The sequence below is a fragment of the Streptomyces sp. NPDC024632 genome (genome assembly GCF_055559175.1).
In genome coordinates this window covers 7,999-28,036 of record NZ_JBVHLD010000004.1, presented here as the reverse complement: position 1 = coordinate 28,036, position 20,038 = coordinate 7,999, and the positions used below count along the sequence as shown (strand labels likewise).

The following is a 20,038-nucleotide window of genomic DNA, read 5'->3' as shown; positions in this document are numbered from 1 at the left end:
ATCCCGTCAGCGGGCGGTGCGCCTCACGGAACACCGTCCCCGCGGGTCAGCGAGGCAGGCGACCGGGCGCGGAGAACGACCCTTCGGTCCCGGTCGCCGCCGTGGCGTCGCCCGGCCTCCGGCGCTGACGCGCGCGGCGTTCGCCCACCTGGACATGCCGACTCGGGGCTGGCCCACCACCTCTGAGTCGACCGGGCTCCGGACCGGCGGACGCGGGCCGGTGGTACCGGCCCGCGTCGGGTCAGCGCACGGTGACGGGCTTTGTGGTGGCCGCGCCATTGGTCCAGCCGCTGCGGTGGGCCGTGATCGTGACCGTGATCTTCCGGCCGCGGTCGGCCTTCACCGGGGCGTAGGTGGACTTGGTCGCGCCCTTGATGGTCTTGCCGTTGCGCTTCCACTGGTACGTGTAGGAAGTGGCGGACGGCGACCAGGTGCCGCGGGCAGCCGTCAGCTTGTGACCGACCTTGACGGAGCCGGAGATCGACGGCGCGGTGGTGGTCTTCAGCGCGGGGCCGACCTCGATCTTCCGCGCGGGCGAGGTGGAAGCGACGGAGCCCGCGCCGTTGCTGACCGTGACCCGGCAGGACACCTTGTGGGCGTAGTCGGCAGAGGTGAGGACGTGGGTCTTGGCGGTGGCACCGGAGATGACCGCGCCGTCGCGCAGCCAGGCCAAGGCGGCCTTGGCGTTGGTGCCGTTCCAGGCGGCGGAGCAGGTGAGGGTGGAGCCGGTTCGGGCCGTTCCGCTCACCGCGGCGTTGGTGGTGATCTGTGGCTTGACCATCAACAGGGTCTGCGCCTCGGACCACACCTGGGAGGTGTAGCCGCCGCTGCCGACGTACTCGGCCTTGCGCCACAGCACCGTGGCCCGGCCGTCCGGTCCGGCAGCCACCTCGCCTGCGAGGGCGTCGGTGTTGGGGACGTCGACGACAGGTGTGCTGTTCAAAGCGGTGGCCTGGCTCCAGGTGCCGTCGGCGCGCACCGCCCACTCGAGGTAGTGGTCGTTGCCGTTGTCGATGCTCGGCACCTGCGGCCACACGACCTGCACGGTTCCGTCAGCGCCGATGGAGGCGTCCACCCGCCAGTTCACGTAGCCGGTGGACAGCGTCTTCGGCGCCGACCAGGTCCCGGTGCTCGCGGTACGGGTCACGGTCTGCACAATGGGGACACCGGCGGTGGGGCTCCAGCCCGTCCACACGTAGGTGACGTCACCGTTGGGCGCGGCCAACGGTTCGCTTCCGTCGCTGTAGTTGATGGCGGAAACGGCGGTCTGAGCTGCGCTCCAACTACCCGAAGGAGCGGTGCGGGTGGCGGATTTGAGGTCGTTGGCGCCGTTGCGCCACAGCACGGTGGAGGCGTTCTTGGCGTCCATCGCCACCTGTACGTCGCTTGACGTGGCGTCGGTGCCGGGCAGCACGGAGGCACCGCTCCAACTGGACCGGGCCGAGGTGCGGGTGGCGGTGGAGACCGTGTGCTCGCCGGTGAAACGGTTGAGTTCATCCCAGACCGCGGTGGCGGCGCCGCCGGGGGCCACCGCGAGGTCGATGCTCCAGAGGGATCCGGTCGTGGTGGAAGCCAGCGTCCGGGGCGCGGACCACGCCTGGTCGCCGGGGGCGAGGGCGGCGGTTCTCACATCGTAGTTACGGTACCCGTCGCCCTGGTCCCAGACGGCGGTGAAGGTGCCGTCGGCCGCCGCGGCCAGGCGAGGCGTGGACATGTCCAGGCCGTCCCAGGCTGCGAGGGTGGCCGGGGCGGACCAGGCCGCCGTGGCCGGGTTCCAGCCCGCGGCCAGGGCGACCAGCGAACCGTCCGCGCCACTGCCGTCCAGCCAGGACACCACGGCCCGTCCGTCGGCGCTCACGGCAAGGACGGCCGCGGAATTCTCGGCACGCCCGGTCGCCAGGGTGTGCGGCGCACTCCATGTCGTGGTTCCGGCAGGCCGTACGGCGGTCCGGAAGTCCCAACCGGTGGCCCCGGCGGCCTTGTCCCGCCACAGCGCGAACGCGGCGCCGTCACCGGCCACCTGGACATCGATGAGAGTCTGCTGGCCGTCCGCTCCGGTCAGGGCGACGGCCGCGCTCCACGGTCCCGCCGAAGCGGTGTACCCGGCGGCGGCCGAGGGAAGGGCGGTGCCCAACGAGACCGCGGCCACGGTGACGGCGAGCGCCACGGCGGCAGTCTTCGGTGTGCGTATCTTCAGTGCCATTACGGCTCCTGTCTCAGGCGAGCGCTCTTGCGCCCGGCATGCTCGCGCACATCGGAGCGAGGCGGCACAGGACCGGTGGAAGGCACATGGCGCGGATGCCCTCATGCGGACCACGACGCCCCCACTCCCGCGCCGTGGTCATGATGACAGGACGGAGCAACGGACCACGATGCCGGGTGCTGGCAACCCTGTACGGCGCCCCACGTCATCGCCGAAGTCGGCGGCACGGGCCGTCGACACCGTCGATCGCCGGGGGTGCGGCGGGTCTCACCCGGCGGCCCGGCCCGGCCCGGCCCCGGGCAGGACCACGGCCGACGGCGACACTCACCCCTCCGCTGGGGGCGGGGTGAGGCGGGTGGTGAAGACGATGATGTCGTCGTCGGGCTCGGCGCCGAAGGTGTCGAGGAGTTCCGAGCACAGGGCGTCGGGTTCTTGGGGGCCGGCCGCGGCGGTGGCGGCGAGGAGTTCGAGGCGTTTGTCCAGGATGCTGTCGCGGGTCTCGATGAGCCCGTCGGTGATCATGAGGAGTCGGCTGCCGGGTTCGACGGGGTGCGCGGTGGCGGGGGGATGGGGCAGGCCCAGGCCCAGCAGCGGGCCGTGTTCGGTCAGGTAGCGATAGGTGCCGTCGGGGTGGAGGAGCAGCGGCGGGAGATGGCCCGCGTTGGCGATACGCAGGCAGGCGTTGCCGGGCTCGACCAGCGCGATGCAGACGGTGGCGGTCCATCCGGGCCGATGAAGACCCAGGAGGCGGTCGAGCTGCTCCAGCAGTACGTGCGGGGGGTGGTCCTGGGCGGCGTAGGCGCGTAGAGCGTGGCGGAGTTCGCCCATGACCATGGCGGCTTGCAGGGAATGGCCGACCACGTCACCGACTGCCAGGAGGAGCCCTCGGGAGGTGTCGACGGCTTCGTAGAAGTCACCGCCGATCTCGGCCGTGGTGGCGGAGGGCAGGTAGCGCACGGCGAGTTCGGCGCCGGGGACCTGTGGGAGGGTGGCGGGCAGGAACGTACTCTGCAGAGCCAGGGCGAGCTCGTGTTCCTGGCTGTAGCGCTCGACGACGTCTTTGTGCTCGACGGAGAGTTCCGCGTACATGGCCATGACGCCGGCGTTGGTCTCGGTCAGTTCGTCGTTGAGCCGTTCGAGTTCGTCGCGCTGGGCGTGCGCTTCCTGGAGTGAGGCGATCAGGTCGCGGGTCTGGGCCTGGAGGTCGTCGATCGCGCTGGCCGGGCTCGCGGACGCGAGGAGCGAGCGGACCTGCTCAATCCTCAGGTCGCGGGCGGCGAGTTCGGGGATCGGGCAGGCGATCTCGACGCGGCCGGGGCCCGACGGGGGCCGCGCGGGAGCGGCGGGGGCGGTCTCGTAACGCGTCTGGGGCAGCAGCCGGGTGACGGCCGTCAGCGACTCGCGGCTGGGGGCGCGGTCGTCGCCCCACTGCAACACGGTGAGGAGAACGGGCGGTTCCTGCCGCATGCTGAAGACCGCGGTCATCGGCGCCGGGCGGAGCAGGTCCCGGCCCGGTTCGCTCACCGCGGGGCGGAGCAGGTCCCGGCCCAGTTCGCTCACCGCGGTGGCCAGACGTACCTGGTCGCGGCTGTCCAGGCCGACCGCCTCGGTGATGGTCTTGGCGTGGCGGCGCAGCGCGAACACGTCCCGCTCGGTCCTGATGGGGGTGACCAGCAGCGGGGTCGGGCTGAGGCGGTCGGACACGGGCGGGCTCACTGGGCCGCTTTGGCGATCACTGCGCTGGCGTCGTCACGGCGGGTCGCGGCCAGGCGCAGCAGCCCCGTGGCGATCACCGCGGGCGGATGGTGCAGCATCCCGGCCAGATCGGCGCCTTTCCAGCGTTCGCTGAGCCCGTCGGAGTGCATCACCAGCGCCCCCTGTGCGGGCATGCGGTATTCATGGGTGCGCAGTTGGTGCGTCTGGTGGCCGACGATGCCGGGGTGGGACAGCAACGTGGTGCGGGTGGTCCGGGTGAGCAGGACCGCGGTGATGTTTCCGACGCCGCAGAACAGCACCCGCCCGTCGGGCTCGAGACGGGCGATGGCCACGGCGGCGCCGCGGGTGCCGCGTAGCGCGCGGTGCACTTCTTCCATCACCTGCTCGGGCGTATGACCGGATCCGGTGCGGAACGCCTGGACGGCCGCCTGTGCGGCCAGCGCGGCCAGCGGGCCGTGGCCCAGTCCGTCGCAGGACATGACGAGCAGGCCCTCGCCGGGCCCTGGCACGGCGCCCCGCACGGGCGCGGGACGTCCGCTTCCGCGCACCGACGCGGGACGGCCGCCCCCGTGCACGGGCGCAGGACGGCCGCCTCCGTGTGCCGACGCCGGACGGTCGCCTCCGTGTGCCGACGCCGGTCGGCCGCCCGAACCCGGCCACGGACCGGCCCGGAGGCCGGCGTCCGCGGCGCTGACCGCGGTGGGACGGGGGCTGGTCAGGTCCGACCAACTGGGCGGTGCGCCGGCGGCCTGGTCAGGGGCTGCCGGCGCTTGGCCGCGCGGCGCCGTTGTCCGCGCGTCCATACGCGCGGCCCACGCGTCGCCGCAGGACTGTTCGCCGCTGATCGGGCGGGTGATGCCTCCGACGGCGGGTTCCCCGGCCGTGGCGGGCGCCGCGGAGCGCGGCCAGAAGCGGGCCAACTGGACGGTGCCGACGCCCGGTTGGGAGTGGATGTCGAAGGTGTCGGCGAGACGCTGTACGGCGCCCAGGCCGATGCCCAGCGTGCCCGCGGTCGACATCCCGTCCCGCAGGGCGGCGGAGACGTCGGCCATGCCGGGACCGCTGTCGACAGCGATCACCTCCACACCTGCCACCACGTTCCCCGCGGACTCGGCGTGGCTGCGCAGCACCCGCAGCAGCAGGGAGCCGTCGACGGCGTGCTTGGTGATGTTGGCCGCCAGTTCCGAGACGGCCAGGACCAACTCGGCGGTGCGCTGATCGCCCAGGCCGATCCGGCGGCCGAGCGCCGCCGCCGCGCCACGCGCGGCGTCGAGCCGGTCGCGGAACCAGGCCACGTCCTCGCAGTCGGCCAGCCCGGGGGAACCGGGGGTCGTCATCGGACCCACTTGGTGATGGTGACGGTGGTGCCTTCGCCGGGCGTCGTCTCCAGTACGAAGTCGTCGACCAGCCGCTTGGAACCGGGCAGTCCCAGGCCCATTCCGCTGTCCGAGGTCCAGCCGTCGGTCATCGCCAGGTCGATGTCCGCGATGCCCGGTCCGTCGTCGGTGAAGACGAGCCGCACGCCGCGCCGTCCGTGCTGCTCCACCAGCAGTGCGGTCATGGTGCCCCCGCCGCCGTGGATGAGGGTGTTGCGGGCCAGTTCACTGGCCGCGGTGATCAGCTTGGTCTGCTCCACCAGGGAGAACCGGCATTCCTGTGCCAGCGCGCGCACCAACTGGCGGGCCTGTACGACCTGGGTGGTGGCGGTGATCTCCAGTACCTCCGGGGTACGGGAGGCGCCGTTCATGCGTCAGCCGCTGCGTCCGGCACGGTGCTTTCGAAGCCGTGCCCGACGCGGTCGTGTTCGAGCATGCGCAGGCCCTTGTCCAAGGTGAGCGCGGTCCGTACGTTGCCGAGCGAGAGGCCGAGTTCGACCAGGGTGATCGCGACGGCGGGGCGCATGCCCACCACGACGGTCTGGGCGTCCAGCAGCCGGGCGAGGTTGGCGATGGTGGCCAGCATGCGGCCGACGAACGAGTCGACGATCTCCACGGCGGTGATGTCGATGATCGCCCCGTGCGCGCCGGTGTCCACCACCGCGGCGGCGAGGTCGTCCTGGAGTCGCATCACGGCCTGGTCGTCGAGGTCGGTCTGGATCGAGACCAGAAGTACCTGCCCGATCCGCAGGACGGGTACCTGCTCGCTCATCGGCCACCGGCCTGCGGTGCCGTACGGGAGACCGTGACTCCGGAACGGCGCAGCGCGTGCCGCAGGGCGTCAGCCAGCGTGGCCTTGGTGACGATGTCACCGAAGTCGATGCCCAGCGCCACGATGGTCTGGGCGATCTGCGGGCGGATGCCGGAGATCGTGCACTCGGCGCCCATGAGCCGGGCCGCCACGACGGTCTTCAGCAGATGCTGGGCGACCTCGGTGTCCACGGCGGGCACACCGGTGATGTCGATGATCGCCTGTTCCGACCCGGTGTCGATCAGTGCCTGGAGCATCTTCTCCATGACCACCATGGTGCGCGCCGAGTCCAGGGTTCCGACCAGGGGGACGCCGACCACGCCGTCCCACAGCTTCACGACCGGGGTGGACAGCTCCAGCAACTGCTCCGCCTGCGCCGCGATCAGCCCTTCGCGGGTACGGGTGTAGACCTCGATGGTGAACAGCCCGAGCGTGTCCAGCAGCGCGGCGAACTGCAGGTACGCCTGCGGGTCGCTGTCCTCGCCCTCCAGCGCCGGCGCCAGGACCTCCCTGAGCGCGAACACGCTCACGGCGGTCTCGGTGGGAGCGAAGCCCTGCATGGCCCGGTTCCGCGACAGTTCGGTCAGCAGCGCACGTACCTCGCCGAACGCCTCGTCGTGCCCGTCCACGCTCCCGCTGCCGAGCGCGGCCAGCAGCGCGGCGTAGATCTCCCGGAGCTCCCGCTCGACCTCGGAACGGCTCACTCGTCCGCCGAGCGAACCGGTCACCTTGTCGGCCCACTCGGCGGCCAGATCCTCACCCCGGACGGACAGCAGACCGATCAAGCGCTTAGCGATGTCTTTGCCAGCCACAGGGAATCCTCTCTCAACGGGATCAAGCGATCCTCGCGGAACTCTAAGCCATACGGGTGAGAGGCAGCCGGGTGATCCCCGAGGCGCCGCCGCTCCGCTCCTCCGCGAAGCGACGCCCCTTCCGCCCTCCGTACCACCGACGATCACGAGAGACGCCAAGCCCACCAACCGGGTCAAACCCTTCTGGTCGACGGCGCCGAAGTCGAAACGCCCCGCCCCCCGAGCACGAGGCGGCGTCGCCGACTCCCCTCGCTGATGAAGACGACCTCGCCGACCGGCGCCTCGCAGTCTGCGCTCTACGGCAACACCGCCTCCGCCAGCAAGTACCTGCCGTCCTCCTCGACCGACTCCCGGTCCAACGCCAGCACCTATCACTACACCGGCACCGGCGGGCGCGACGAGAACACCGCCGCCAATGCCAAGGACACTTACAACACCGACGGCACCGTCGCCACCTCCACCGACCCGGGCAACAGCACCAGCGCCACCCCCGACGACCCGCAGCCTGCTCCAGTGGTCTAAGGGACAACCTCTCGGGGAAAGCGACGACCTACGCATACGACCCGGGCAACCGGCTGACGTCAGTGGCGACTTCGGGGGGGGTGGGACCACGTACGGCTACGGCATACGCGGCACCCGCACCACCGCCACCGGGACAACGGCCGCCCCAACGGCAACGGCCAGCCCGTCATCGAACAGGTCAACTCCACGCCTGCACCGCCTACATCGACCACGACCCCACCACCGTCCTGGCCGGTTCGGTCACTGCTGGCCCGTGGACAGGAGCTGTAGTGGCGGAACAGCCGCTTCCCTCGGACTCAATCCCGAGGGCTACCTGGAGGCCAGCGCCGCCGGGGCCTACTCGCTCCGTTCTTGCCCGCTTTCTAAGGCATCACCTGCTCGGTGCTTCCTACCGGCAGGAAACACCGAGCAGCACGGAGAGGAGAGTTCCGATCAGCAGAAACCGTGTCGTCGGATTCGCTATCTGGTTTGTGCTTGCGCTAGTGATCACCATGTCCATGATTCTCGTTTGGACGACGCCCTGGGCGCGTTGGGAGCAGCTCCTTTGCACGCTCGGTGTCATGATCGTGGTCATCGGAATGTCTTCGGCGACCTCTGCCAGGAAACGTGAACACTAGCGCGCTCCGTGCTCGTACGCGGCCGCCCCCCGTCCTGAAGTCGGTACCGGAAACTGGCATGGGAACGATACGACCACAACTACCAGATGGGCCGCCGCCCAGAACCCCCCATCGTTTCGTCGGCGGTAACTGCACCCTGCGAGCTAACCGCGACACTCGAACTCGGTTCACCTGATGCCGTCAGATTAATCCATGGTAGACCGTTCGATATACACCGCACAGGAGAGGTTTGGAATGGGTGAATCAGGTCCGAATATGGCGCGGAGAATGGTGATCTTCATCATCATCACGTTCATCGCCGCCGCATTTCTTATCATCCAGGGGAGTAACGAGAAGGGCGCAGGCGGAGCGGCATTCATCTGCATGGGAATCGTTACGCTCGCTGCCGCCGGAACGCTGGCCTATCTCATCCTACGCGGCCTGCGGCGTGAATGAATCTGCTGGGCTGGCAGCGCGAGACAGGACGTATTCGGCGGTGAGAGGTGCGATCTCACTAGGGAGAATCTCGTCAAGCCGCCGCCATGGCGCACTGGGCATCCGTAAGGAGCAGAAAGGTGCCGACTGGCAAGGCGGTCAGTGCGGGGCGGGATCTGCCGTTCCTGCTGGCGCTCGGCGCCGAGGCCGCAGACGCCCGGCCGCACCGGCCAGCGGATCGGTTCTGCAGGTCGGCCGTGGGCGGACGGCCCACCCCTGCGTGCTGAGTGGTGGCTGCGTGGCCAGCACGGCGCGGCGCCCGTCGCAGCCAGGGCCCGAGACAGCCGCGGGCGGGCCGCGCACGACCGGGTGAAGAATACTGGCGGATCTAACGTGTTCCAGCGCCCATTATTCGCGGTAGCCAGCGATCAGGTGTACGTCTATCCGGGCAGGGGCTGCGGAACGATCGGTGCCCCGGGTCACCCCGAAGCATCTGCTGGCCGTCCCCGACCCCGCCCTGCCGTACCGCCCCCTCGTCAGCGTCGGCGACCTCACGAACAAGGGCCACACCGCAGGCGCGATCGGGACCCGAACCGTCTACGGCGGCGGTGGATGGACGGCCTCGGACCGGCCGCTGATCCCTCGACGGCCAGCCCCTCTTCTCCCCCGGCGGATACGATGCCTCTGGCCATCGCGTTGACGGGCCGTCAACCGTCATGGGGACGGCGGCTCGAACGCAATGGCCTCGATGAGCTGACCGTCCACGACCACACCGAAGGCGCAGGAGCCCGGCGCCGGCCCGGCCGCCCGCGCATACGCCGGAACACCGCCGAGGACAACCGCCACTCATGACGAACACACCCCGAGCCAGCGTCGACACACGGCCTCTCGTCCAGTACCGGTCAGTCGTCGTATCGGACGCGGAGTGCCCGCAACCGGGCAGCGACGCACCCTCCGCGAACGGGACTGACCGGGCCCAGGCCGGACGCCACGGCATCATCCTCATGTCCGACGGAAACGACTTCTACCCCCTCGTCCGGCTCCGCCACTGGGACTCTCCGCCACAGCCGCCGGAAGGCACCTGGGACGAATCCCCCACCTTCACCGTCCAATTCCCGACCGGAACCATCTCCGTCAGGCACCTCCTCGGAGGGAGCACCGGTGACAGCATCCCGGTACCCACCGGACCGTACGAGATCAAGGCATACCGACGCGGAAACCCCAGCAAGTCCCACACCGGCGACATGCCCACCCGTCCACCCGCCGACGTCACCGAGGAATGGACCGTCGACTTCTGGCCCGCTCCTGAACAGGCGGGCGCACCCTCATCGTGAGCCGCCGCGATCGCCGTTGGTCTCTCGGCGCAAGGAGAGGGGAACGCTGCCTTCATGCGGGATGTCGAGGCTGCGGAAGGTCCAAGCGGTGTCTGCGGGATAGGGCTGATGTGCCGTGGTCCGGAAGTCCTCACAACGTCGGTGAATAGCCGGGCAGAGGTTGACGCCGTCAGTTGAGGAAGGCGCCGCCCGGCAGAAACACGGGGCCGGACACGGGGGTCCGGCCCCGGAGGCGCACGTTCGGGCGGGCGGCATCATCTCCCTGCGGGGCTGGCGTTGGCGTAGTTCACGCCGCCGCCAACGTCGGGGTTGTAGCCGGTGCCCGACGAACCGTCGACTGCCTGCCGGGCAGGCAGTCGCGGATCCTGGTCGGGCACTGGGGGGCGAGCGCCTGCCGGTGGGCTGCCTGGAGGCACCCGGCCAGGGCCGACAGGATGCCCTGGACAGCCTGGTCGGTCAGGGCGGCTGCGGTGTCGTCGTCCTCAGCGCCGGTCATCGCCTCGGTCAGGGCGCGCAGTTGGTCACTAAATCGGTACCCGCCGCCGCGCCCTCGCCCCCTCACCCGCATACGCGCCCGACGCCGTGCACCACCAACCACTGCGACTCCGCCGGTCGTCGCCGCCCATGACAACGGCACCGTCACCGGACACCCCGCCGCCCTGGCCCTGGCTCCAGGCCGACAACCAGATCACCGGACGCCAACCCGGTAGCGGCTCCCATCAGATGACTGACGCGGGCAGGCAGGCGTACGAACAGTGGAAGAGCGAGCACCGCCCGCCCGTGGAGGATCCCGCGTCCCGGGGGTCTGCCCCAGCTCCCTGGACGGCAGCACGACGCGGTCCTCGCCGCTGCCCGCTGCCCCGACCAGCTGGTGGCGGGCACCGACGGGCGGCGTAGGCGGCGTCCAGCACGGTCAGGGTCTCCGGATCGCCCTCGGTCCGCTGGCCTGCGGTGAAGAGCGGCTCGACGGCCGGTCTCCGGGGCAGGGACGACCGAGGAGGGCCGGCCGGGCGTCGAGAAGCAGACTTGGTCCCCGCCCTGGTCAGGAGACGTATTCGATGAGTTGCATCATGCCGCGGTCTTCGTGCTGGAGGTGATGGCAGTGCACCAGGGCCCGGCCGGGAAAGTCCTTGAAGCGGACGCGGAGGGTCACCGAGCCGGACTTGTTGATGGCGACGGTGTCCTGCCAGACGGGTGTGTCGAGTGCGCGGCCGTCGACGGCGGTGACCAGGAAGTGGTTGGTGTGCAGGTGGAAGGGGTGATTGGCGTGGCTGGCGGAGTCGTTGGTGAGCGTCCATTCCTCGGTGTCGCCGAGCCGCAGCGTGTGGTTGACGTAGGAGGGGTCGAATCGCCCGTAGGTCGGATCCGACGGGTCAGCCGCGTCGCGGGTGGCGGGGGTCGCGCCGTCACCGGTGATGCGGAAGGCGTGGGTGAACGCCTGTCTGGGGAAGGCGTCCATGTCGCTGTGGAAGGTCAGGGCCCGGCGCCGGGTCACCTCGGCCGGGTCGATGAACGGCGCGGGGCCGGGCAGCTCGGTGGGCAGATCCATCCGTACGCCGGGTCCCGACTGCACGGTCATGGTGGCCAGCAGGGTGTCCCCGGCCATGATCCGGTAGTTGCCCGGGCGCTGTGCGCGGATCATGACGTCCGCGCGGTTGCCCATCGCCAGGGTGACGCGCTCGCGCTCCACGGGCCGGGTGAAGGCGATGCCGTCCATGGCGATCTGGTGCAGGGTGTGCCCCTCCACCTCGATCGGCAGGACGGTGAACGCGGAGGCGTTGACCAGGCGCCAGCGCTGTACCTCGCCCACGCGCAGCCGCACCTGCGGCCGGTAGTTCCCGTTCACCACGAAGGTCGAGGGAACCGAGCTGAGATCGTCCTCGGCGTGCAGGTCGGGTACCTGGCCCCGGGCGAGCTTCAGTTCGCCGACGCACATCACCAGGTCGCTCGCGGCGGCCACCTGTGGGACCTGGTCGATGGCCCCCTCGACGATCAGGGCGCCCATCAGCCCGCTGGACAACTGGACGGCGGCTGCTCCGTGTACGTGGGGGTGGTACCAGAACGTGCCGCCCTCGTGATCCGCGGGAATCTCGATCCGGCTGCGGTAGCTGCGCGTGTTCAGGCCGTTGCGCGGGTCGTAGGGGGTGAACTCGCGGAAGACGTTGTCCGCGTTCCCCGTCGGCGAGACGTGCAGGCCATGAGTGTGAACATTGATCGAGTTGAACTTGTGCGGGACGTTGTGGTCGGCGTGGGAGGTCTGGTCGGGGTTGGGCGGCAGGTCGTTGACGTGCTCCAGGTCGAGGACGTCGCCCGGGCGCAGCCGAAGTGTCGGCCCGTTCACATGCCCGTTGTAGAGCCGGAGGTTGACGTTGCCGACGCCGGGCAGCACGCCGCGGGTGAACGCGACCCGCAGAGAGGTCGACAGGACGCCGCCCTTGGAGCGGATGACCGGCGGCTGCGGGAACGGCGCGGGCGCGGCTGCGGCCCGGGGCGCGAGCAGCGCCCCCGTCGCCAGCGCCGGGGCCGACGCCAGCAGCGCACGCCGGCTGACACCACGTGATGAACCCATGAAACGCCTCCACACGATGCCGACCAATGTCGCGTCAAGCATCGCGAAATGCGCAAATGCCTACAAGCACGACACGCCTGACCCTTGATGCGCCGCGTCACTCCGGGAAGCTCTGGCCGTCGGCGCCGACCCGCCGCACCTCGCCCCGGCCTTCCACCTGTCCCACACCGCCGCGACCGCTGCGGGGCCGTCGCGCAGGGCAGACAGAGAGGACCGACACGGCTGCTGTCGAGGAGCCGCCGTTAAACCAGTGGCGTCCCCGTGGACGAACCTCATAGCTTGTACGCCCATGACCGATACTCCGGAGATGCGCCCGAATCCGCGCGACCTCGGCCGGGTGTTCAACGAGGTGCCGGAGCTCTACGACCGGGTCCGGCCGGGCTACCCCGACGAACTGTTCGCGGACCTTGTCGCCGTCACCGGCACGGACGACAGGTCGTCGGTGCTGGAAGTGGGCTGCGGCACCGGTCAGGCGACGCGCTCGCTGGCAGCACTCGGCGGCTCAGTGACCGCCGTCGAGCCGGGCGCGGACATGGCCGCGCTCGCTCGCCAACGGATCGCGTCCTTCGGCAACGTCGAAGTCGAGACGTCGACGTTCGAGGAGTGGGACGACCGCGGCCGACGCTTCGACGCTCTCGTGGCCGCGTCGTCGTGGCACTGGGTCGACCCGTCGATCGGCTGGCAACGGGCGCACGACGTGCTCCGTCCCGGAGGCTGGATGGCGGTGCTCGGCCACGTCGTCGTCCGCCGGCCGGGAGAGCAGGAGCTCTACGCCGAGACCGCCGATCTCCACGAGCAGCTCTGCCCCGGGAACCCCGACTGGCGTCGTCCTCCCCTGGAGGACGACGTGCGCGCCACCGACCAGGGCTGGGGCCTGGTCGACGATCCCGGAGGACTGTTCGGCCCACCGATCGTGCGCTGGTACCCGACCGTGCAATGGTTCGACGGAGACGGCTTTGCCGATCACCTCCGCTCGTTGTCGCTGTACCGGAGGCTCGACCGCGACATCCGTGAGCCCCTGCTCGACGCGGTAGCCGAGCGCGTCCGCACGCGGATGGGCGACCGAGCAGCACGCCGCTATCTGAGCGTCCTTCGTGTCGGCCAGCGCGCCGAGTGAGCCACCCGCGCCGTGCGCGCGGATCGGCCGTGGACTCGGCCGTGGACTCGGCCGTGGGCGTGGAGATTCCGCATCGCCACGACTGGGCACGCTCCCCCGAATGGCAGCGGGCCCAGGCGTTTCCCGCGAACAGCGGCTCGACAGCGCCCCGCCGCGCCTCCCCTCGCGCGGCAGGGCATGGGGCACCCGTTAGCGCTACTTTTCGAGGTAGTCCCGGGCTGCATCCAGCGTCCCTGCGACGTAACCGCCGACCGGCAGGTTCAGCCCCTCGTACTGGCCCTCCTCGTCCAGGCTGCCGTCCGGCTGGTAGAGGCGCACGATCGGCGTGGGAAGCTCATTGGGATCCAGCGGCGGATCCCACCCGACGACCCGGCCGAGGTAGGACCGGTCGTCGTCACGGGCCGCGTAGTACAGCAGGTAGTGCGCCGGATCAACGTAGAAGGGTGCCGCGGGGTGCTGTCCCGGCCCGCCGGTCTGCGGCTGCGGCCACTCCCCGGTCGTGGATGCCGCCCGCCACGCCTGTTCGACGTCCTCGGCGGTCCGGCCGATCCACCAGCGCTCGGTCACCTCACCCAGCGAGACGTACTCGGGCTCGCCCTCCACCCCGTCGGTGCCGACGAAGCGCACGACCGGCTCTACGGCAGAGGTGTTGATGGGATGCAGGTACCGGTAGAAGGCCACGACGCGCCCCACCCGCAGGTGGCCGTCCCGGTCCTCGCCGTAGAAGAAGCGGCCGTGCCGGTAGTAGGTGTCGGTGATGTCCTCGTAGACCGGCCAGTGCTCGAAACGGGGATTCCGGTAGTGCATCGTGATCTCCCTGTGGTCGCCGCAAAGCACCACAGGGTACTGCCCGGAGGCTCAACTCACCTTATTGCGCTGGTAGTTCACCGGCAGCCCCGGGCCGCGCGGGCTCACCGCCGGTTGAGACGATCTTGGTCCAGGGTGAAGTTGCGCTGACCTGGTCGGCGGGCCCTTCGTGCACCGTCGGGACGACAGGATGTGAACCTGCGACTCCTTGATCACCAGATCGCGAAGTCCTCCATCGCTCACTACCGCGCACCGCGTGTGGACTTTGGTTGCTCCCCGGCAACCTGGGCCCGCACCTCACAAGACGTCCTCTTTCCGGCCTGCCCCACCCGGCGGCATCTGACAGTCGAACGTCGCCGCCGTGTTCCAACGCCCAGCACGCAATGCGTTGTTCAGGGTGGTCGCGAGACTCGGTCCAGCACCAAGGGGCTGGACGTAGTAGGCACTGTCCGTGCCCGCCGTGCCCGCGTGGAACTCCATGCAGCGGCGGGCTGTACTCGGTTGGAGTAGGCGATGCCGATGTCGGGGCGCAGCGCCGGGGTGGGGTGTAGGCCGGGCAGCCCCGCGGCGCGAGTCGACGTGTCGAGGTGGGAGTGGAGCCGACGGACGGGGGTCCAAGGTGCGAGGCTGTATCGGACGGCGCCGCGGGAGCCTGTCATGGGGATGGCGTGCACGGTAGCCGCCGACGGCAGGTGGTGTCCGGCCAGGTCAACGAGACGGGCGAGTTGGTGTTCGGTGACGTCGTGGGCCAGTCCGATGCGGCCGAGAGCCGGTACGGTCGATGGCGTCGAAGCCCCAGACCGGTGAGGACGGTCCGGCTGCGCTCTGCCTGGTCTGCTAGGAGCTGTCCGGCCGATCATGTGACCGTCTCCTGATCTGCTCGTTGTTCCCGCTATGGGGCGGGGAGAACGCGGCGATCTGTCGGATGCCGAGGGGGAACGGCTGCGGCCGTTCTTGCCGGTGAGCAACGGTCGGTGCTGGCGGTGGCGTGATCACCGGCAAGTGATCGACGGGGTTTTGTACCGGGTGCGGACCGGGGTGCACTGGCGCGATCTGCCGGAGCGGTTCGAGCCGTGGAAGACCGTCTACGACTGCCATCGGCTGTGGTCGGCCGACGGTACCTGGGAACGCCTGATGCGGCAGGTCCAGCCGCAGCTGACGCGGTGGGCGAGATCGACTGGGCCGTCTCGGTGGACTCCACCATCGTGCGCGCGCACCAGCACGCGGCCGGCGCCCGCACCGACCCGCCGCCGGGTCTTGCCGACTCAAAGGGGGACGGGGGCCCTGGAACACCAGGACGAAACTCCGTGGCAGAGCCTCGTCGGCCGCCCGGCGGAGGTGGTGCGGGAGGCGAGAGCTTGGGGCGCTCGTGCGGCGGCTTCACCAGCAAAATCCACTTGAGCGCGGACGGCTTCTGCCGTCCGTTGTCCCTGATCGTCACGCCGGGGCAGCGGGCCGACTGCACCCCGTTCATTCCAGTGCTGGAGAAGATCCGGGTTCCGCGGCTCGGGTCGGGCCCACACCGCAAGAAGCCCGACAGCGCCGCAGCCGACAAGGCCTACAGCAGCGGTCCTTGCCGTCAGTACCTGCGGCGGCGCGGCATCCGGCACACGATCCCGGAGAAGACCGACAGCCAGGCTGCCAGCCTGTGCAGGGGATCGCGAGGCGGACAGCCACCCGGCTTCGACAAGGAGCGGTACAAGAGCCGCAACACTGTCGAGAGGGCCATCAACAAGCTGAAGAACTTCCGCGCTGTCGCGACCCGCTACCACAAGCGCGGCTACGTCTTCCTCGGCACCGTCACGCCAGCCGCCCTTGTCATCAGGCTCCGCACCTGACCGCGTGTCATGACATCAACCCACCAAAGCTGCCGGCGCAAGTACTAGGCCGGCTGCCGTCATGAAGTCCTCAAGGCTGATGACGCCGCTGCCGGTGCCGTCGTCCCATTCGGTCAGGAGCCCCGAGCGACCCTCGTTCCAAGACTCCGGACTGTCATCAAAGTCAGGGCCGGGGTGCCACTCGACGCTGCCCTCGCCATGCCGGTATCGGAGATACAGGTAGTGGCCGTCCGCCGTCCAGGCATCCCACTGCGATGGGCAGCCAGAACACGTCTGCACGACCCGCGTCAGCTTTCGACCTTCATCCATACTCATCCGACGATGGTCGCGCAGCAACAGGCGCCCAGCAATCGACTTCGATCTCATGCAGCAGCAGCCGCACGCACGCCATCAATGATCGGCCGGACAGCTCCTAGGTCCGGGGCATCGGTGAAGTGCACGAGCCAGTAGTAGGCGCGTGTCGCTTCGGTCCAGCCCGGCCCGTCCCAGTGGTTGGTCATGACCTCCACATCGGTGAACGCGGCCTAGTCGTGTGCGGTCACCGATGCCGTACTGTCGAGGTCGGGCGGCGGGTCGGCGGGTCGGCGGGAAACGGCCGCTTGTCCGGGCCGGTCCACACGTGCCGATGTCCCTCCCTCGACCGGCTTTGCGATCATGGTGGCAGGTGTTGCGAAGCCGGCGACAGCAGGGGTCGCGGACCAGGCTCTGAGGATCTCGGTGTCGTCCTGGACCGAGGGCAGTTCTGCCCAGCGGGCGGTGGCGCGGGCTGCGAGTTCGTGGGCGCGTGTGACGACGGACGGGATCGGCGGTCCGGCGGGCTGCCGGATGGCGGCGGCCCACAGTTCCATCGCGCGTTCTACGTCCCGTACGGCCAGGTAGGCAGTGGCGGCGTCGAGGCTGACGAGTGCGCGGCTCCACGGGTCTGCCGGAACCTCGGCGAATTGCCCGGCGCGGAAAAGGGCTTGCGAGCTGTCGCCGAGGGCCAGGTGGGCGGTCGCGGCGCTGGCGCGGGTACGGGTCAGGCCGTAGGGGGACAGCGAGACGCACGGCGTCATGGTGTCGGGAACATCGTGCCGTTCGGCGAGCTCCTCGGCGCGGCTGAGGACGTGGTGGACGCCGGTCCGGTCGCCCCACTGGCATGCGCCCGATACGAGAACTGGCGACCGCCGGTCCACTGGACCGCCGTCCTGATCTTCGTGGGACACGACCAACGGAAACGGCCCATTCACCCTGCCCGGAGGCCCCGTCGCCGAGAATCCGCAGCCTCAGGAATACCGCCCCCCAGGGCTGCGCGCCGCCACGGCCGAAGGCCGCGAGACGCCGGAGCGGGCGCCGCCCGAAGGCCCCAGCATCGCTGACGTGGACGAACCGGCCGTCGACTGCCGACAGCTAGAGTCAGGCGCCGCGCCGACCAGCCCTGCACGCCCGACTGCCGTCGGGCTGCGGACTACCAGAGGGAGTTTCTGACCTGCCCGTCGTGCAGGGTCACCACCTGCGTGCCCGGGGTGTGCATCCAGTTGAGGACTGCCTGGAACTCGGGCCACCGCGTGGAGGTGATCTTCCAGTGCCTGCTGATGTCGGCGCTGGTCCGGTAGCACTCGTTGAGGACGTACACCGTCCGACCCGTCAGCGCCGAGGCCGGGTCCAGCGGGTCGGCCCGCTCCGGACCCTTCGCAAGGCCATAGGCGACCAGGAAGGACTGATGAGTGCTCCTGACGAAGCGGGCATGGCTGTCCCACAGGCGGTCGCCGACAGCGACGTTCTTGGCATCCGTGGTAACGGCGATGGTGAGCAGATGGTCCTGGGCTGTGCAGGGGTTCGGCGATGCGGTGTGCCGCGCCGCTGCCTGCGGAACCGCTGCGGCCGTACCGTAGCCCAGAGCAGCCACACCCCCCGCCGCCACAACCGCTCCTACGGCAGCGCACAGTGCAAGCCGCTTGCCACGCGTGAGTTGACTTGGCACAGGAACATCCCTTCGTGCGAACAGATCTCCGCGGGTCCCGGAAGCCGGCTCGTAAAACGGGCCCGGCACCACGCACCCATCCCCAGTAGGCGGCTCCTCCCGTGCCCACGCCTGCCGGACCGGTCAAACAGGTGACCACGAATCCGGACACCGCCACAGAACTCGCGGACTTACGGCGGCTGGGAAAGCTTCCAGTTCCCGACGGATGGCCTCTTCGTCGCGCAGAGCGAGCGTGAACGGAAGATCAGCAACGGAAGATCCCACGCCCCCGGATGCCGCGAGGTGGTACCGGCTCGGATGTGGTAACGGTTCGAGCGCCCGAACCTGCGGCGAGTCAGGCGATGCACCTGCCCTGCCCCCCAGCGGAGCACGGGCACGGGGTGTGGCCTGCGGATGTTCCGGCTGACGGGTGGTCAGGGGCGGTCTCGGGATGGCGGCTCGGGGACGTGGTGGAGGAGGGATGACAGGCGGAGGAAACGGAGGGGGCGCGCCGACCGTCACGACGCCTCCGGCAGCGCCCGGGAATTCCAGACCGACCGGGATGAACTGGCGATACGCGCGTACGGCTCAATGCCTGTTGCGTTCACATTCTCCGTGTGACCGGCTATGAACGCGGTCGTTTATTGGCAGCCTGACATCGCGGCTGATTGGAGATTACAGGTGGGTTTTCGTCGGTCTCCTGGCTACGGAGAGTCGCCTTGCCCGGCTGGCGGCTGGACCCTCGCCCGCCGCGGCCCAGGTGCGCGGGGTACCGGCTGGGCGCGGTAGCTTACCCGGGTGAGCCTCCTTGATGATGTGGCCGAGCGCGACGGCTGGCGGTGCTGGGTGTGCGACGAACCGGTCGACCCCGAGATGTCGGTGAACGACCCGCGGGGGCCCAGCGTGGACAGCCGGACCGCCGACCGGAAGGCCAAGGTCGCCGAGCGACTGGCGCACCGCGGCTGCAACACCCGCAAGGGCGCGGTCGAGGTGGTCATCGCTTGGCCGGACCGCCTGTACGTGGTCGAACCCGCGCCGCTGATTACCGTTGCCGGAAGACTGGAGCGCAAGGGGGGCCGCGAGATGGTGGGCCGTTGTCCGACCCGGCGGGACGCCCAGGAGGCCGCGGATTGGCTGGTGGACCGGTTCTCCCGACTGGTTCCCGGACTGCCGGTGACCGCCGAAATCGAGCCGGGCGGCGGCCAGTTCCTCGTCATCCTGGCCACCGGCCGCCGCTGACCGGGCAGTTCGCCAGCCCCCGCACGCGTCGCCCGCCTGCGCGCGAGGGGCCGGTCGGTGACCGCCTCCCCCGGCATCCTGTCCGCCGACCCTGTCAAAGCCCAGGTGGAATATCTGACACCGCCGGCACAGAAATACCAGCAGACCGACCGCAGCATTTCGTGCCTTTAGCGGCCAGTAATCGGAGATCCAGCATTACCGCTGGTGGCATGCTATGGTTTCCCCAGTTGCAGTTGTGGTTCCCAAAGACTTCAAGTGCCTTCACCGCTGTAAGCGGTGGAAGCACTTTTGTATTTCCGGTGCATTCCGGATGGGGCAACCTCGCGGCGACGCGGAGGCCGCACAGTGCGGGCTCCGGGCACTGCCCCGAAGGAGATATGACATGGCTACTGGCACCGTGAAGTGGTTCAACGCGGAAAAGGGTTTCGGCTTCATCGAGCAGGACGGTGGCGGCGCTGACGTGTTCGCTCACTACTCGAACATCTCCGCTTCCGGCTTCCGCGAGCTGCAGGAGGGCCAGAAGGTTTCGTTCGACGTCACGCAGGGCCAGAAGGGCCCGCAGGCCGAGAACATCGTTCCCGCCTGACGCTCACGCGTAGCAGTAGGCCGGGGGGGGGGGGGGGGGGGGGGGGGGGGGGGGGGGGGGGGGGGCCGGCCCCCCCCCCCCCCGCGGCGGCCTCCTACGCCGGTGACGGCTCCGACCAGTCCGGCTGGGGCGGCC

Annotated in this window: 19 protein-coding genes; 7 read left to right on the top strand and 12 right to left on the bottom strand. The window is 69.9% G+C overall.

Going from position 1 to position 20,038, the window contains the following annotated elements; genetic code table 11:
* Nucleotides 1-241: 241 nt before the first annotated feature.
* The 6 genes from ACZ37P_RS09855 to ACZ37P_RS09830 form a co-directional block, all read right to left on the bottom strand.
* Nucleotides 242-2,203, bottom strand: a complete 1,962-nt coding sequence (locus ACZ37P_RS09855; protein WP_467345900.1) for a hypothetical protein — start codon at nt 2,201-2,203, stop codon at nt 242-244.
* A gap of 324 nt (nt 2,204-2,527) precedes the next feature.
* Nucleotides 2,528-3,907 carry a PP2C family protein-serine/threonine phosphatase gene (locus tag ACZ37P_RS09850; RefSeq protein WP_355342683.1) on the bottom strand — a complete coding sequence of 460 codons (1,380 nt, stop codon included), beginning with the start codon at nt 3,905-3,907 and terminating at the stop codon, nt 2,528-2,530.
* A gap of 8 nt (nt 3,908-3,915) precedes the next feature.
* A complete protein-coding gene (locus ACZ37P_RS09845; protein WP_467345898.1) occupies nt 3,916-5,256 on the bottom strand; it encodes an ATP-binding protein in 1,341 nt (446 codons plus the stop codon).
* Nucleotides 5,253-5,666 (bottom strand): anti-sigma regulatory factor, encoded by a 414-nt coding sequence (locus tag ACZ37P_RS09840; protein ID WP_355342689.1) that lies wholly within the window; start codon nt 5,664-5,666, stop codon nt 5,253-5,255. The genes ACZ37P_RS09845 and ACZ37P_RS09840 overlap by 4 nt, the downstream gene beginning before the upstream one ends.
* The gene (locus tag ACZ37P_RS09835) at nt 5,663-6,067 is read right to left on the bottom strand and encodes an STAS domain-containing protein (RefSeq protein ID WP_355342692.1); all 405 of its coding nucleotides are present in this window, start codon (nt 6,065-6,067) and stop codon (nt 5,663-5,665) included. The genes ACZ37P_RS09840 and ACZ37P_RS09835 overlap by 4 nt, the downstream gene beginning before the upstream one ends.
* Nucleotides 6,064-6,918, bottom strand: a complete 855-nt coding sequence (locus ACZ37P_RS09830; RefSeq protein WP_355342695.1) for an STAS domain-containing protein — start codon at nt 6,916-6,918, stop codon at nt 6,064-6,066. Before ACZ37P_RS09830 ends, ACZ37P_RS09835 begins: the two co-directional genes overlap by 4 nt.
* A 255-nt stretch (nt 6,919-7,173) precedes the next feature.
* On the opposite strand from ACZ37P_RS09830, the gene ACZ37P_RS09825 reads away from it, so the two are divergent.
* The 3 genes from ACZ37P_RS09825 to ACZ37P_RS09815 all read left to right on the top strand — a co-directional run bounded on the left by ACZ37P_RS09825 (nt 7,174) and on the right by ACZ37P_RS09815 (nt 9,805).
* Complete coding sequence (locus ACZ37P_RS09825) at nt 7,174-7,440, top strand: hypothetical protein (protein ID WP_402711541.1); 267 nt, start codon at nt 7,174-7,176, stop codon at nt 7,438-7,440.
* Between the two features lie 884 nt (nt 7,441-8,324).
* Nucleotides 8,325-8,492, top strand: coding sequence for a hypothetical protein (locus ACZ37P_RS09820; protein ID WP_391162959.1), 168 nt, complete (start codon nt 8,325-8,327; stop codon nt 8,490-8,492).
* Between the two features lie 983 nt (nt 8,493-9,475).
* Nucleotides 9,476-9,805 carry a hypothetical protein gene (locus tag ACZ37P_RS09815; protein ID WP_391162957.1) on the top strand — a complete coding sequence of 110 codons (330 nt, stop codon included), beginning with the start codon at nt 9,476-9,478 and terminating at the stop codon, nt 9,803-9,805.
* Nucleotides 9,806-10,847: 1,042 nt separating this feature from the next.
* On the opposite strand, the gene ACZ37P_RS09810 is transcribed toward ACZ37P_RS09815, so the two are convergent.
* Nucleotides 10,848-12,374 (bottom strand): multicopper oxidase family protein, encoded by a 1,527-nt coding sequence (locus ACZ37P_RS09810; RefSeq protein WP_467345895.1) that lies wholly within the window; start codon nt 12,372-12,374, stop codon nt 10,848-10,850.
* 289 nt (nt 12,375-12,663) lie between these two features.
* Here ACZ37P_RS09810 and ACZ37P_RS09805 point away from each other — a divergent pair, with 289 nt between their 5' ends.
* A complete protein-coding gene (locus ACZ37P_RS09805; protein ID WP_467345894.1) occupies nt 12,664-13,491 on the top strand; it encodes a class I SAM-dependent methyltransferase in 828 nt (275 codons plus the stop codon).
* Nucleotides 13,492-13,686: 195 nt separating this feature from the next.
* On the opposite strand, the gene ACZ37P_RS09800 is transcribed toward ACZ37P_RS09805, so the two are convergent.
* Nucleotides 13,687-14,298: a hypothetical protein gene (locus ACZ37P_RS09800; protein ID WP_467345893.1), complete on the bottom strand. Its 612-nt coding sequence runs from the start codon at nt 14,296-14,298 to the stop codon at nt 13,687-13,689.
* Nucleotides 14,299-15,192: 894 nt separating this feature from the next.
* Here ACZ37P_RS09800 and ACZ37P_RS09795 point away from each other — a divergent pair.
* Nucleotides 15,193-16,136, top strand: a protein-coding gene (locus ACZ37P_RS09795; RefSeq protein WP_467345891.1) for an IS5 family transposase whose coding sequence is annotated in 2 segments (ribosomal slippage) — nt 15,193-15,451 and nt 15,451-16,136 — 945 coding nt in all. Because the reading frame shifts where the segments join, the coding sequence is not laid out codon by codon here.
* 15 nt (nt 16,137-16,151) lie between these two features.
* Here ACZ37P_RS09795 and ACZ37P_RS09790 read toward each other — a convergent pair.
* The 4 genes from ACZ37P_RS09790 to ACZ37P_RS09775 all read right to left on the bottom strand — a co-directional run bounded on the left by ACZ37P_RS09790 (nt 16,152) and on the right by ACZ37P_RS09775 (nt 18,024).
* The gene (locus tag ACZ37P_RS09790) at nt 16,152-16,451 is read right to left on the bottom strand and encodes a hypothetical protein (protein WP_391046191.1); all 300 of its coding nucleotides are present in this window, start codon (nt 16,449-16,451) and stop codon (nt 16,152-16,154) included.
* Nucleotides 16,452-16,498: 47 nt separating this feature from the next.
* Nucleotides 16,499-16,636, bottom strand: a complete 138-nt coding sequence (locus ACZ37P_RS09785; protein WP_467345888.1) for a hypothetical protein — start codon at nt 16,634-16,636, stop codon at nt 16,499-16,501.
* 24 nt (nt 16,637-16,660) lie between these two features.
* A complete protein-coding gene (locus ACZ37P_RS09780) occupies nt 16,661-17,341 on the bottom strand; it encodes a hypothetical protein (RefSeq protein ID WP_467345886.1) in 681 nt (226 codons plus the stop codon).
* A gap of 242 nt (nt 17,342-17,583) precedes the next feature.
* On the bottom strand, nt 17,584-18,024 hold the full coding sequence (locus ACZ37P_RS09775; protein WP_467345885.1) for a hypothetical protein: 441 nt from the start codon (nt 18,022-18,024) through the stop codon (nt 17,584-17,586).
* A gap of 852 nt (nt 18,025-18,876) precedes the next feature.
* Here ACZ37P_RS09775 and ACZ37P_RS09770 point away from each other — a divergent pair.
* A complete protein-coding gene (locus tag ACZ37P_RS09770) occupies nt 18,877-19,317 on the top strand; it encodes a hypothetical protein (protein WP_355342716.1) in 441 nt (146 codons plus the stop codon).
* 382 nt (nt 19,318-19,699) lie between these two features.
* A complete protein-coding gene (locus tag ACZ37P_RS09765; protein WP_311297653.1) occupies nt 19,700-19,903 on the top strand; it encodes a cold-shock protein in 204 nt (67 codons plus the stop codon).
* Nucleotides 19,904-20,038 lie beyond the last annotated feature (135 nt).